The organism is Streptococcus oralis (assembly GCF_019334565.1).
GTDB lineage: Bacteria > Bacillota > Bacilli > Lactobacillales > Streptococcaceae > Streptococcus > Streptococcus oralis_CR.
On record NZ_CP079724.1, the window covers coordinates 969,032 to 982,268 of the forward strand.

14 protein-coding genes are annotated in these 13,237 nt (G+C 41.0%); 3 read left to right on the plus strand and 11 right to left on the minus strand.

Annotated features, from left to right (window positions below):
- Positions 1-93: 93 nt before the first annotated feature.
- Together KX728_RS04780 and KX728_RS04785 are read right to left on the minus strand one after the other, a co-directional pair.
- Positions 94-513 (minus strand): EVE domain-containing protein, encoded by a 420-nt coding sequence (locus tag KX728_RS04780; protein ID WP_215804678.1) that lies wholly within the window; start codon positions 511-513, stop codon positions 94-96.
- Entirely contained in the window at positions 506-967 is a 462-nt protein-coding gene (locus tag KX728_RS04785; RefSeq protein WP_070567357.1) for a MarR family winged helix-turn-helix transcriptional regulator, read from the minus strand. The genes KX728_RS04780 and KX728_RS04785 overlap by 8 nt, the downstream gene beginning before the upstream one ends.
- A 146-nt stretch (positions 968-1,113) precedes the next feature.
- Between KX728_RS04785 and KX728_RS04790 the strand changes: the two genes are divergently transcribed.
- From KX728_RS04790 to KX728_RS04800, 3 genes are all read left to right on the plus strand, one after another.
- A complete protein-coding gene (locus KX728_RS04790; protein ID WP_206283660.1) occupies positions 1,114-1,923 on the plus strand; it encodes a Cof-type HAD-IIB family hydrolase in 810 nt (269 codons plus the stop codon).
- Positions 1,924-2,065: 142 nt separating this feature from the next.
- The gene (locus KX728_RS04795; RefSeq protein ID WP_215804677.1) at positions 2,066-2,974 is read left to right on the plus strand and encodes an ATP-binding cassette domain-containing protein; all 909 of its coding nucleotides are present in this window, start codon (positions 2,066-2,068) and stop codon (positions 2,972-2,974) included.
- A gap of 10 nt (positions 2,975-2,984) precedes the next feature.
- Positions 2,985-3,737 (plus strand): ABC transporter permease, encoded by a 753-nt coding sequence (locus KX728_RS04800; protein WP_215804676.1) that lies wholly within the window; start codon positions 2,985-2,987, stop codon positions 3,735-3,737.
- A 38-nt stretch (positions 3,738-3,775) separates the two neighbouring features.
- Here KX728_RS04800 and KX728_RS04805 read toward each other — a convergent pair whose 3' ends face one another.
- The 9 genes from KX728_RS04805 to KX728_RS04845 all read right to left on the minus strand — a co-directional run bounded on the left by KX728_RS04805 (position 3,776) and on the right by KX728_RS04845 (position 13,012).
- A complete protein-coding gene (locus KX728_RS04805; RefSeq protein WP_215804675.1) occupies positions 3,776-4,654 on the minus strand; it encodes a sensor histidine kinase in 879 nt (292 codons plus the stop codon).
- Complete coding sequence (locus KX728_RS04810) at positions 4,651-5,352, minus strand: response regulator transcription factor (RefSeq protein WP_215804674.1); 702 nt, start codon at positions 5,350-5,352, stop codon at positions 4,651-4,653. The genes KX728_RS04805 and KX728_RS04810 overlap by 4 nt, the downstream gene beginning before the upstream one ends.
- 106 nt (positions 5,353-5,458) lie before the next feature.
- Positions 5,459-6,196 carry a TraX family protein gene (locus KX728_RS04815; protein ID WP_215804673.1) on the minus strand — a complete coding sequence of 246 codons (738 nt, stop codon included), beginning with the start codon at positions 6,194-6,196 and terminating at the stop codon, positions 5,459-5,461.
- Positions 6,197-6,340: 144 nt separating this feature from the next.
- Positions 6,341-7,216 carry an N-carbamoylputrescine amidase gene (gene aguB / locus KX728_RS04820; protein WP_215804672.1) on the minus strand — a complete coding sequence of 292 codons (876 nt, stop codon included), beginning with the start codon at positions 7,214-7,216 and terminating at the stop codon, positions 6,341-6,343.
- A 9-nt stretch (positions 7,217-7,225) separates the two neighbouring features.
- Positions 7,226-8,311 (minus strand): agmatine deiminase, encoded by a 1,086-nt coding sequence (gene aguA, locus KX728_RS04825; protein WP_215804671.1) that lies wholly within the window; start codon positions 8,309-8,311, stop codon positions 7,226-7,228.
- Positions 8,308-9,435: a carboxynorspermidine decarboxylase gene (gene nspC, locus KX728_RS04830; protein ID WP_215804670.1), complete on the minus strand. Its 1,128-nt coding sequence runs from the start codon at positions 9,433-9,435 to the stop codon at positions 8,308-8,310. Before nspC ends, aguA begins: the two co-directional genes overlap by 4 nt.
- Entirely contained in the window at positions 9,435-10,694 is a 1,260-nt protein-coding gene (locus KX728_RS04835) for a saccharopine dehydrogenase family protein (RefSeq protein ID WP_215804669.1), read from the minus strand. The genes nspC and KX728_RS04835 overlap by 1 nt, the downstream gene beginning before the upstream one ends.
- Positions 10,691-11,551, minus strand: a complete 861-nt coding sequence (speE, locus tag KX728_RS04840; protein ID WP_156012044.1) for a polyamine aminopropyltransferase — start codon at positions 11,549-11,551, stop codon at positions 10,691-10,693. The genes KX728_RS04835 and speE overlap by 4 nt, the downstream gene beginning before the upstream one ends.
- The gene (locus KX728_RS04845) at positions 11,552-13,012 is read right to left on the minus strand and encodes an aminotransferase class I/II-fold pyridoxal phosphate-dependent enzyme (protein WP_215804668.1); all 1,461 of its coding nucleotides are present in this window, start codon (positions 13,010-13,012) and stop codon (positions 11,552-11,554) included.
- Positions 13,013-13,237 lie beyond the last annotated feature (225 nt).

Genomic DNA, 13,237 nt, shown 5'->3' on the forward strand with positions numbered 1-13,237 from the left:
GCTTTATCAAAGTTTCTTACTCTATTATAGCAAAGTTCGCTTCACAGTCCAAATCCAAAATTCTAGTTGACAATCATTTAATTAGCAAATCAATCATCCTTCATCATCCACTTTCATATGCTGAAAGATATAGAGGAAAAAGTCTTTGGAAACTTCAAAATGTCCATAACGAAGTCGAGAAGTATAGTCTTTCCATTCAGGATGTTGTCTAGCTATTTCTATGGAGCAATCTTTGACTGGTTGATAATACTCGACATTTCGTCTAAAGGGAAAGAATCCTTCGAACTGCTCTACTTGATAGGCTTTGTCATCTGTAATTTTACCTACGGCCACAAAAGCCTGTAACTTATCTTGACCGTTCATATCGTATTTCGGACTATAGTATAAAAGATAGTCACCTTTTTTCATACGATTTAAGGGGCCACCCTTTCCATGACAGACCTGGCAAAAATTCCCTTCAACTCCTCTTAAAACATGGTTCTTTGAAACAACTCCGACCCAATATCTAGGCATTTTTATCCTCCAACTCTACTAACAAACGATTAAAAACTTCTCTATCGTTAGATAGTTTTTCAAAAAATTCTTCATCAACACCTTCTACTAAAGGTAAAGCTTGATTGACCTTCTCTGCGCCAGACTTCGTCACTGAGACCAGTTTTGCCCGACTATCCTTTGGATGTTGATCGCGTTTAATGTAGTCCTTGTTCTCCAGTAGCCTAACAATCTGGGAAACCGTCATGACATCCATACCAGAGAACCGAGCAATATCAACTTGCGTTACATATTCCTCTCTATTAGACAGAAACAAAAGCGAAGTCAAAACGATAAATTGAGGCAAAGTAAGACCAACTGATTTCAAGACTCTTTTTAAGTTACTTTCCCACTTGTTGTAAACTTTAATGAAAAGAAGACCTGTAGACTCTGTTTCATCATTTTTGTAAATTGAATTAAATTGATACTTTGACATTATTTCTCCTTAAATATTAAGTATACATATTATATAAGAATTTATTTTGTTTTTCAAGAAAAGGAAAGTCAAATGTTACAATTCTGTCGGACATTTCATAGTCTATATGCTATAATAAAAGCAAAACACCTAGAAAAGGAAGTCTTATGATTAAACTACTAGCCTTGGATATGGACGGAACCCTCCTCAATGAAGCCAAGGAAATCCCGCAAGCCCACATCACTGCCATTCACCAAGCTATTGAAAAAGGTGTCAAACTGGTTCTCTGTACAGGTCGTCCGCTTTTTGGTGTTCTTCCTTACTACAAAAAACTGGGACTGGACCTCCAGAATGAGTATGTCATTGTTAATAACGGTTGTTCAACTCACCAGACCAGTGACTGGGGGCTAGTTGACTGGCAGGAACTTAGTCCAGCTGACATCGAATATCTCTATGACCTAGCAGAAAAAAGCAACGTCCAGTTGACTCTTTTTGATGAGAAACATTATTTTGTTCTCGGTGGTAAGCCTAATCAAATCGTTCAAAATGATGCCAAACTTGTTTTTTCAGACCTGACTGAAATTTCCCTTGAGGAAGCCACTAGTGGCAAATATCGCATGTTCCAAGGCATGTTTTTAGGAACAAAAGAGCAAACAGACGATTTTGAGCAGCGGTTTGCTGAGGAACTCTGCCAACGATTTAGCGGAGTTCGTTCACAGCCTGTCATTTATGAAGCCATGCCACTTGGGACTACTAAGGCTACTGCTCTTTCTCGACTAGCAGCGATTTTGAAGATCGAGCCCTCAGAGATTATGGCCATGGGCGATGCCAATAACGATATCGAAATGCTTCAGTTTGCAGGGCTTGGCATTGCTATGGGAAATGCCAGTGACCATGTCAAATCCCTTGCTAATGACGTTACAGCCAGCAATGAAGAAGAAGGCGTTGCACGCGCCATTGAGAAGTATATTTTATAATTGAGAAACCCAGTTCATATCAACTGGGTTTTGTTTCTTTTAAGAATTACAAAACTTTAGAAACTCTTTAGAATTACTTGATGTTTCTTTGATTTCTATACCTTATACTAAAGTTAGAAAAATAAATCAAAAGGAGAAAATCATGAAAACAGTACTCGAAATTCATGGACTGACCAAACAATTTGCTAACCAAGCTATTCTTCAAGATCTTAGTCTAACCATAAAAGAGGGAGATATTTATGGTCTAATTGGAAAAAACGGAGCAGGTAAAACTACTCTTATCAAAATAATTACTCAATTATTGTTTGCGGACAAAGGTACAGTTTCCCTCTTCTCTAGCCAAGAACAAAATGAGTGGACCAAGGCCTTATCTCGAGTAGGTTCAGTTATCGAATCACCTGTAGCTCACAATCACTTGACAGCTTATCAAAACCTTAAATATTATTGTATGATACGTCATATTCCAAATGCTGATAAGGTGATTCAGGAGACCTTGGACTATGTTGGCTTGTCAGATACAGGTAAAAAAGTCTTTCGTGATTTCTCACTAGGAATGAAACAAAGACTTGGTATCGCCATTGCCCTCCTAACAAAACCCGACTTCCTGATTCTTGATGAACCTATTAATGGTCTCGATCCGATTGGAATCAAAGAATTTCGTCTCATGATCCAGCGACTCAATCAAGAAAAAGGCATAACTATACTCATCTCTAGTCATATCTTGTCAGAACTCTATCTCTTAGCTAATCGCTTTGGTATTCTGGATCAAGGTAAGATTATCCGTGAAATCAGTAAAGCTGAATTTGAAACACTGAGTGAGGATTATATTGTGCTTAAAACAAGTGATAAAGAAAGAGCTTGTCAGGTATTGAAAGAACAAATCAAGCTCCAGTTTAAGGTTGTGAACCCTGAAAATGAAATCCATATCTTTGGAAATGAACAAGATGTCAAACAGATTCTTAAGCAACTAACTTTGTCCGATGTTGCTATTGATGAGATTTACTTTGCCCGTCAAAACCTAGAAGAATACTTCACCCAATTGGTAGAATAGGAGAAAAATCATGATACATACCATTCAAGCAGATTTTTACCGTCTTTTCCGCTCCAAAGGATTCTGGATTACAGAATTCATTCTCTTTGTACTTATGTTACTGGGTGCTACTATTGGCGCTACAGGGCATCTAATGTCAGTTCAGCCAGCACCACCTGAGCTTCATACCCATGGTTGGAATGGGATAGAAGCTCTAATCAACGCGTCAAATAACGGTTCAAACCTCGTTTTCCTCTGTATTATTCTAGTGTGTTTAGTTCTTGGGGTCGATCTAATCGGCAAGCTTTATAAAAATAGTTTGACAGTTGGCGTTTCTCGTACAGAATATTTCCTTGCTAAATTCTTTGTACTAGCAAGTATCGCTCTCTTACAACTCATCACAAGTCTTGTGATTGCCTTTATTCCCGCGACTCTACTAAATGGACTTGGTACAATGCCTGATGGTTTTGTTACCAATCTCCTCTTGACGATTTCCCTTCAATTTCTCTGCCTTCTCGCTTGGCTTTCGATTGTTTCCTTTATTCTCTACCTAACTCATTCTTATCTTGCCGTATTTATTGGTTATCTGATTAGCTCTATTGTCGTTTCTATTCCAATTCTTGTTTTCCCAGACATTGAAATTCTACGATATTTAATTCTAGATTTTGCCTATGCTATGACTACTAATAGTCAAGCTATTCTCTATACCATCACGGTTTGCGTAACAGTCATACTTTTCTTCTCTTTCAGTGGACTGATTATTTTCAAGAAGAAAAGCTTATAAAAAGGACCTCCTCTAGGATATAGAGGAGGTTTCTTCTGTTAAAGATAAATAAAGACTGAAAACCATTCTCCATCAGTGGCTAGCTTCATTTCCGCTCCAAGAAGATGAACCAATTCCTCAGTAATATAGAGACCTAAACCAGAGGATTCTTCAGTATCCGACATATTTTCAGAATAAAAACGATTGCTGAGATTGTCTATATTCTTGATAGATTTTTTGACAAGATTATCAATTTCCAAAACAAGCCTATTTTCTTCCTTTTTCAAAGAAAGTCGAGCCTTCTCCTTGCCGTGCTTGAGAACATTTCCAAGGAGGTTTTGTATAATTCGATCAAGCAAGTCCTCATCAGTCGTCGTTTTCAATCCTGGTTCAACATTAAAATCAAGAAGAATATGTGAAGATTGAAAAACGTCGTAATAAGCTAAAGTCTTTTTAGTTATAAAAGTTGATAAATCAAGTTCTTCCAGTTTCGGTTTGACTGCTCCTTCCATCAAATGACGGTATTCAAGGAGGGCCTCCAACCGTTTGGAAACCAAATCCTGATGATGGGCTATTTTGCTTAAAGTTTCCTGACTATTATCGGGGTGTTTTATTAGTTGCTGAGTATATCCTGAAGCGATTGTCAAAGGTGTGCGAATATCATGAGCAATGTTACTGATTGCCATATCTAGGGTGCGTTTTTCACGCTTCATGATTAGCTGATTTTGCTCCACTTCTTGAAATAGATTCTCAATTTGGTTATGTAGACGCAAAATGGTCTTTGAAAAGAAATTTACACCGATCCTCTTCATGCTACCAGAGCGAATCTTTTCTTCAATTTGTCTGCTTAAATCTCTAATTGCTATATGATAGCGAATCAAAGAAATCGCCAAAATGATGTTAATGAGGAGCAATATAGATATCAAAATATACATCATTGCTTGTCTCCTTTTAATCGAACACCAACTCCCCAAATGGTTTCGATGTACTCGTGATTTGGATCCAGTTGATGCAGTTTTTTACGGAGATTGCTTAGATGAGTGTTGAGCGTATTGTCTCCAGGCAGGTAACTTTCTTCCCAAATCAATTCATAGAGTTCTTCTTTGGTGAAGATCTTTTTAGGATACTGGAGCAACATTTGGAGAATCTGACACTCTTTCTTTGCAAGACGAATGGTTTCAGTTGCGTTACTTATTTCAAAACTATCCGCATCGAACTGGATATTTTTAAAGTTTTGTACGAAGTTATCAATTTCTCTTCGATTTCCTGACTGATGTTCACCACTTTGGCGTAATTGCACAGTGACTCTGGCAAAGACTTCGTCCAAATCAAAAGGTTTTACTACATAATCATTGGCACCGTCTAGTAGATATTGGCTGATGAGCTTTTTATCACCTAAAGCAGTGAGCATGATGACCGGAGTCTGACTAGTTTGTCGAATAGCTTGCAAGACTTGGTCGCCATTTTTCCCAGGGAGCATGATATCTAGCAAGACGAGATCGATGCCACCTTTGTCAAATTGCATGATACCTTCCGTACCAGAAAAGGCTTGGATTACCTCGTGTTCCTCTGCAAGAAGGGTTCTTAAGATTTCCTGGATTTCATTATTATCTTCAATTACAAGTATGCTCGCCATAAACCTCGTCCTTTCTAAAACTATTATAACATGTTTTGTTAGGAATTCCAGATACAGAAAAGCTCCTCTCGCATTTTAAGCAAGAAGGAGCTAATGAATATTGAATCTACTTAACCAAATAAGCAATCAGAGTTATAATCCATAGATGAGCTGGGTAGAAAATGTAAAAGAAATATTTACTCCAACTAGTTTCTTTTCCTCGCTGTCCATTATACAAGGCCATAAAAGGAAAGACGGTGACAAAGAGCCAGTCAGAATTGAAAAGCATCATTTCCAGTGTTTGGTGCCAAGTGTCGTAAATTTGGATGGAAGTCACTAACAAGAAGGCCCACAGAAAGGCATAGAGGAGATTTCGCAAGCCCTTGCGATTTCGACAAGAGTAACTAATCAAGAGAAATGGTAGCATGGTGATACCACCCTCAGTAAAAAGACACCCGAAAATCAAGAGACTAGCAAGCCCAATCCGACGCCACAACTTCTCTTTTTTATCCAGCTCTTTTCTTGGAAAACCAATCCAAAGCATGGTGACACCAATAGCCAAAGTAAAGAAAATATTATTATTGACCATTACTCCTTTGGATGCAAATAGGGCATTGAGAAGGCTATTTCCAGCAAACATGATCAGCGCCCAACTCCAAAGACGGATGAGGTAGTTTTTCAAATTTCGAGTATGGATGAAGCCTTCCATAGCCATATAGGCAAACCAAACTCCCACACAACGGGTCATAGCGTGAAAGATACCTTCCCACAAAGGAGAAACGATTCCGGTAATATGCGGAATATGGTCTAGAACCATTACTGCCGCCATCAGATACTTCAACTGTGTCGCATTCCATTTTTTCATAATAAACCTCTTTCTTTTTGATCTACATAGAGTATAGCATACATTTCTACGTATAATCGTACACCCATCTTACATTTAAAAAGCCTATCTTACATTTTTGTAAGACAGGCGTGAATATCAAAAGTTTAATATGAAATTTACCTTCTAGTCCGTAATTCGTTGGTACATTTCTGGTCTTCTATCACGAAACAGTCCCCAGTTGAGGCGTTCGCTTGCTCCCTTGTCCAGGTCATAAGTGGCTAACAAAACAGCTTCTCCTTGCCTTTCAGCTTTCTCTAGAATAGTTCCTGTTTCATCCGTCATAAAGGAGGAACCGTAGAAGTCAAGACTGGAACTCTGTCCGCCATTTTCCTCACTAGGAGTGACTTCTTCCAGACCGTAACGATTGGCTGCAATGACTGGGACAATATTTGCTGCTGCGTGCCCTTGCATCGTACGTTGCCAGTGCCCACAACTGTCTGTATCCAGAATTGGCTCTGAACCGATGGCTGTTGGATAAAAGAGCAATTCAGCACCATTCAATGCAAGACAGCGCGCTGTTTCGGGGAACCATTGATCCCAACAGATACCAATCCCAATCTTAGCATAACGAGTATCCCAGACCTTGAAACCAGTGTTACCAGGCGTGAAATAAAACTTTTCTTGATAATAATGGTCATCTGGTATGTGGGTTTTCCGATAAACGCCCTGCACTTCCCCATCAGCATCAATGACAGCGATAGAGTTATATAAGACATTCCCATCTTTTTCGTAGAAACTAATCGGTAGAACAACCTGTAGTTCTTTAGCAAGCACCTTAAAATGCTGAATGGCTATATTTTCTGTCACCGACTGGGCATACTGGTAGTAGTCATACTGGCGTTCCTGACAAAAATACGGACGTTCAAACAACTCGGGCAAGAGAATAATTTGTGCGCCTTGTTCTGCAGCCTGACGTACTAAACGCTCTGCGGTTTGGATATTTGTTGCCACATCCTTGGCGCATTGCATTTGGATCGCTGCAACTCTAACATTTCTCATCTTTTTCTCCTATTCTAGGATTTGTTGGGTGATACAGTGGATATTGCCACCACCTAATAGAATATCTCTGGCTGGAATTCCTACGACCTTACGGTCTGGGAAACACTTGCTGAGGATATCTAGGGCCACTTGGTCATTGACATCCTCAAACTGGGGAACCAAGACAGACTTGTTGGCAATATAGAAATTGACATAAGAAGCTGCCAGACGCTCGCCCTCATAACGCTCCTCTTCCCCTTCTTCATAAGTATAGCCTGGTAAATCTTCTTTAGTAACGACTTGTAGATTAGCTGGAATTGGCAGTTTATGAATGGTGAAGGTACGCCCTTTTGCATCCGTTTCCTTCTCTAAAAGCTCTAAATCAGCTGCTGACATGGCATACTGAGGATCATTTTGATCATCTGTCCAAGCCAAGACAAGCTCTGCAGGACCGACAAAGGCTGCAACATTATCAACGTGTTCATTGGTTTCGTCCTGATAAATACCATAAGGAAGCCAGACAACTTTTTCAGCGCCAAGATAGTTCAATAATCTTCTCTCGATTTCCTCTTTACTGAGATGAGGATTGCGACCAGCGCTTAGTAGGCAACTTTCAGTCACAAGAATGGTTCCTTGACCATCGCTATGGATTGCTCCGCCTTCCAGTACAAAAGGTTTAGCATCATAGACAGGCATTTCCAAGGCCTCAGCAAAACGACTGGCTACCTGGTTATCCTCTTCATAATCTTGATAAAGACCATCTACAGCGCCACCCCATGCATTAAAAGACCAGTCGACTGCCAACTTTTCTTTTTTATCATTGATGAGAATGGTCGGCCCAGTATCACGCGCCCAGGCATCATTAGTAGGAATATCTAAATAAACAACCTTGTCTCCTAGATAGGATTGGGCTTCAGATAGATAATCCTGCTCCACCAAAAGATAGACTCTTTCCCCTTCTGCTATGGTCTTGATAATCTGGCTAAATGCTCTTTTGGCAGCCTTTCCTTGGAAGGGCCATGAACCTGGTCGAGTCGGCCATATCATGAGGGTACCATGGTGTGGTTCGTACTCTGCTGGCATACGATAGCCTGCTTTTTTCGGAGTTTCTATCATGATAATCTCCCTTTAAAGTCTTGGTAGCCGAAGGCTTTGACTAGACTACAGTCACCTCGCTCGTCCATGAGATAGAGACTTGGCAAGCCAATACCATTAAAGGTATTATTTTTAACAAAGGAGTAGATTGCCATGTCTTCGAAATAAAGCTTATCACCTATTTGGACTGGATTTTCAAAGCTATAATCTCCAATCACGTCGCCCGTCAGACAGGTATTAGAAGAAAGCCTATAAGTATGGGCTTTTTCACGCGCATCAAATCCGTTTCTCAAAGGTGGACGATAGGGCATTTCAAGTACATCTGGCATATGGCAGGTCGCGGAGGCATCTAAAACTAAGATCTCCATACCATTTTCGACAATATCCAATACTTCAGTTGCTAGATAACCCGCATTGAGCGCAATGGCTTCCCCGGGCTCGATATAGACCTCAAGATGGTAAGTTTCTCGGATACGCTTGATTTCAGAAATCAGCAAATCCACATCGTAACCTTCTCTTGTGATGTGGTGTCCGCCCCCCATATTGAGCCATTTAACCTCATGTAAATAAGGTCCAAACTGTTCTTCTACAGCTTTCAAAGTTGTCTCTAAATCATCTGAACCTTGCTCACAAAGAGTATGAAAATGAAGTCCGTCCACTAAATCCAACAAATCACTCGGTATCTTGTCTAGGCTAACTCCAAACCGAGATCCCGGAGCACAAGGGTCATAGAGCGCGTGATCTCCTTGAGTTGAACACTGTGGATTGAGGCGCAAACCGACACTGATACCAGCCTCTCGGCAACGAGCACCATGTTTACGCAACTGTCTCTCCGAGTTGAAGACGATATGGTCCGTTATCTCCAGCAATTCCTCCAAGTCTGCATCCTTGAAAGCAGGTGCAAATACATGGACTTCCCCCGGAAACTCTTCTCTAGCTAACTTAGCTTCATAGAGACCACTTGCAGTTGTACCAGATAGGTAGTGGCTAATCAAGGGATAGGTTTTATAGAGGGAATAAGCCTTCTGGGCCAGTAAAACCTTGCAACCGGCTTCCTCCTGAACTTGCTGTAAAATACGGCAGTTGGTTTCTAACTTTGCCAAGTCAATGACATAAGCTGGTGTTGGTACTTGTTCTAACTTCATTAGTCCACCATTTGTGGATTTTCAACCACAACCCATGGCAAGCCGTACTCATTCAAAGCTTCCATGAATGGATCTGGATCCAATTCTTCAAGATTATAAACACCCGGTTGTTTCCAAGTTCCGTTCATAACCAATTTTGTCCCAATCATGGCTGGAACACCTGTCGTATAAGAAATTGCTTGTGAGCCAACTTCAGCGTAACATTCTTGATGATCGCAAACATTGTAGATGTAGATGGTCTTCTCAAGACCATCTTTGACACCTGTAAAGATACATCCAATATTGGTTTTACCAACTGTACGTGGGCCAAGGCTGGCAGGATCTGGAAGCAAGGCTTTCAAGAATTGGATTGGTACAATTTCTTGACCGTTAAAGTTAATAGCATCCGTACGAAGAAGACCAACGTTTTCCAAGCATTTCATATGCGTTAAATAAGATTGACCAAAAGTCATAAAGAAACGAATGCGTTTGACACCGGGAATGTTCTTGGCCAATGATTCAATTTCTTCATGGTGAAGGAGATACATGTCTTTCTGTCCAACTTGAGGGAAGTCATACTCACGCTTGATAGACATAGCTTCGACTTCAACCCATTTCCCATCTTCCCAGTAAGAACCTGGCGCAGAAACCTCGCGGAGATTGATTTCTGGGTTAAAGTTTGTTGCAAATGGATAACCGTGGTCACCACCATTACAGTCTAAAATGTCGATATAGTGGATTTCATCAAAATAGTGTTTGAGAGCATAGGCTGAAAAGACACTAGTCACACCTGGGTCAAAACCAGATCCAAGAAGAGCTGTCAAGCCTGCTTCTTTAAATTTCTCCTGATAAGCCCACTGCCACGAGTAGTCAAAGTAGGCTGTAAAACCAAGTTCCTTACAGCGTTTTTCATAAATGGCACGCCATTCTGGGTCTTCTGTGTCCTCAGCCTCATAGTTGGCTGTGTCAATATAGTGGACACCTGTCGCCAAACAAGCATCCATAATGGTCAAATCTTGATAAGGTAGTGCCACGTTCAAAACAGCTTCTGGCTTGTAGCTTTCAATCAAGGCAATGACCTCTTCTACCTTATCAGCATCAAGAGCAGCTGTTTCAATCTTTGTACTTGTTTTCCCTTCTAATTTAGCCTTCAAGTCATCACATTTCGACTTGGTGCGGCTAGCAATCATAATCTCTGTAAAGGTTTCGCTATCTTGGCAAATCTTTGAAATAGCAACTTGGGCAACGCCTCCACATCCGATAACTAATAAACGACTCATTTTTTTCCTTCCTCTTCTTCTAAAATGTCTTCTACATACTTGGGCAACATAAAGGCCCCCACATGTAAGTTTGCAGTATAGTATTCTGTGAAAAGCTGGCGTTTTTTCCAGCCTTCCTTGTCAAAATCTTTAACAGGGTGATATTTTTTCGATGCAAATCCAAACAACCAATAGCCAGCAGGACTGGTTGGGATATGGGCCTGATAAACCCGGCTGATTGGAAAGGCTTGATTGACCTTGCGGTGCATGCTTCGGCAAGCTGACTCATCCTCGTCAAAGAAGGGACTCCCATGCTGATAGATCATGATGCCGTCTTCTTTCAAGGCTCTGTAACTGTTCCCGTAAAATTCCTTGGTAAAGAGCCCTTCCGTATGTCCAAATGGATCCGTCGCATCGTTGATAATGATATCGTAATCATCCTCACAGTTTCTCAAAAATCGCAGTCCATTTTGATAGTAAATGGTAACACGAGGATCATCTAGCCCCGCAGCAAAGTCTGGAAAATACTCACGACAAACCTCTACCAACATTTCATCAGGTTCTACAATATCGATTTGTTCCAATTCTGGATAGAGCGTCAATATTTGGGCAACACCACCGTCACCACCCCCAATAACCAAGACTTTCTTTGGATTCGGGTGAACAGCCATGGGAACGTGAACAGTCATTTCGTTGTATACGAAATCATCCGCATCTGAGAACAAAACATGCCCATTTAAAATCAATATCTTTCCGAAAGCTGGCGTATCTAAGACTTCGATATCCTGCCACTCACTTTTTCCAGCGTAGAGTTGTTTAGCTGTTCTCAGGGACAGTTTCACATCTGGAGTATGAACTTCAGAAAACCATAAATCCATCTAGTTCTCCTTTCTTTTAATGACATTGATGTGATTGACTTCTGGATCTTCCGTCCCTTGGAGGGAGCAACCACGTTCTTTGGCAAACAGGATATAATCCACAATCTCTCGTGTAATGCGTTCACCTGGTGCTAGGATTGGAATCCCTGGAGGATAGCACATGACAAATTCTCCACAGACTTGTCCAACAGATTCATCCAATGTTAAACTTCTTCTCTCTGAATAAAAGGCTTCCTGAGGAGACAGCACTAACTCGGGCTGGATATATTCTCCAGCAATCAAATCTTTTCCATCTCTTGAGTAGAGTCTCTTGATATCCGCCAAAGCCCCGACCAAACGTTCGATGTCTTGGATGCGGTCACCGATTGAAATATAAGCTAAGATATTCCCAATATCCCCAAACTCAATCTGAATGTCGTACTCATCTCGCAAGAGATCATAAACCTCTATCCCTGTTAGCCCAATTCCCTGAGTGTAAACGGACAGCTTGGTCACGTCAAAATCACAGACGGACACTCCGTCTATTAACTCTTTTGAGTAGGCATAGTAACCACCGATAGCATTGATTTCACGACGAGCGTATTCGGATAGCTCAATGACTTTCTCAAAAGACTCTTTGCCACGAAGAGCTAAGTTACGACGTGAAATATCCAGACTAGCCATCAACAAGTAAGATGCTGATGTTGACTGGGTCAGGTTGATAATCTGACGAACGTACTCAGGATTCATCTGCTCCCCGATAAGAAGGATGGAGCTCTGGGTCAAACTCCCACCAGACTTATGCATAGAGACCGCCGCCATATCAGCGCCAGCGTCCATAGCTGACAATGGCAATTTGTCTGTAAAATGCAAATGCGCTCCATGGGCTTCATCCACTAAAACAAGCATGTCAGCTTCGTGAGCCATATCTGTTAATCCTCTCAGATCCGAACAAATCCCATAGTAGGTAGGATTGTTGATTAGGATAGCTTTAGCATCTGGATGCTCCTTAATAGCTTGTTCAACACGGTCATTTTCAAGACCTAAAGCGATGCCAATTTTAGGATCCACACTCATCTCGATATAGATGGGTATGGCACCACATAGAACCAACGCATTGATAGCAGATTTGTGAACATTACGTGGCAGAATAATCTTATCTCCTGCCTTACAAGTCGAAAGAATCATAGTTTGAACTGATGAGGTTGTTCCCCCAATCATGAGAAAGGCATGCGCCGCTCCAAAAGCATCCGCTGCCAACTCCTCTGCATCCCGAATAATCGAAATAGGATGGCCGAGATTATCCAAGGGTTTCATAGAATTGACATCAATGCCAACACATTTTTCTCCTAACAGTTCGACAAGTTCTGGATTTCCTCGTCCACGCTTGTGACCTGGCACATCAAAGGGAACAATCCTTTTCTTGCGTAGTTTGACCAAGGCCTCGTAAATTGGGGCTTGGTTTTGATCTAACTTCTTCAAGACATACTCCTTTACCGTATTTTTAGCACCTCAAGAAGATAAAGGCGACTAAAGGTTGACTTATGAAAAAAGAGCAGGTTTTCACCTGCTCTGCAATCTTCTGACGTGTTTATTTTGGTTTCTGTTGAGTATGTCTGTTCCCGATGTTTCCTAACTCTCTAGTAGCAAATATTACGTACTTTATTGATCGTTTCACAAGATGACGTGTGCTTTCACCACACTAAA

Excerpts from the sequence above, each read along its gene's own strand:
- KX728_RS04800 (WP_215804676.1), top strand. The coding sequence starts at position 2,985 with ATGATACATACCATTCAAGCAGATTTTTACCGTCTTTTCCGCTCCAAA.
- KX728_RS04835 (WP_215804669.1), bottom strand. The coding sequence starts at position 10,694 with ATGAGTCGTTTATTAGTTATCGGATGTGGAGGCGTTGCCCAAGTTGCT.
- KX728_RS04810 (WP_215804674.1), bottom strand. The coding sequence starts at position 5,352 with ATGGCGAGCATACTTGTAATTGAAGATAATAATGAAATCCAGGAAATC.
- KX728_RS04815 (WP_215804673.1), bottom strand. The coding sequence starts at position 6,196 with ATGAAAAAATGGAATGCGACACAGTTGAAGTATCTGATGGCGGCAGTA.
- nspC (WP_215804670.1), bottom strand. The coding sequence starts at position 9,435 with ATGAAGTTAGAACAAGTACCAACACCAGCTTATGTCATTGACTTGGCA.
- KX728_RS04785 (WP_070567357.1), bottom strand. The coding sequence starts at position 967 with ATGTCAAAGTATCAATTTAATTCAATTTACAAAAATGATGAAACAGAG.
- KX728_RS04795 (WP_215804677.1), top strand. The coding sequence starts at position 2,066 with ATGAAAACAGTACTCGAAATTCATGGACTGACCAAACAATTTGCTAAC.
- aguB (WP_215804672.1), bottom strand. The coding sequence starts at position 7,216 with ATGAGAAATGTTAGAGTTGCAGCGATCCAAATGCAATGCGCCAAGGAT.
- KX728_RS04805 (WP_215804675.1), bottom strand. The coding sequence starts at position 4,654 with ATGATGTATATTTTGATATCTATATTGCTCCTCATTAACATCATTTTG.
- KX728_RS04780 (WP_215804678.1), bottom strand. The coding sequence starts at position 513 with ATGCCTAGATATTGGGTCGGAGTTGTTTCAAAGAACCATGTTTTAAGA.
- KX728_RS04790 (WP_206283660.1), top strand. The coding sequence starts at position 1,114 with ATGATTAAACTACTAGCCTTGGATATGGACGGAACCCTCCTCAATGAA.
- speE (WP_156012044.1), bottom strand. The coding sequence starts at position 11,551 with ATGGATTTATGGTTTTCTGAAGTTCATACTCCAGATGTGAAACTGTCC.
- aguA (WP_215804671.1), bottom strand. The coding sequence starts at position 8,311 with ATGATAGAAACTCCGAAAAAAGCAGGCTATCGTATGCCAGCAGAGTAC.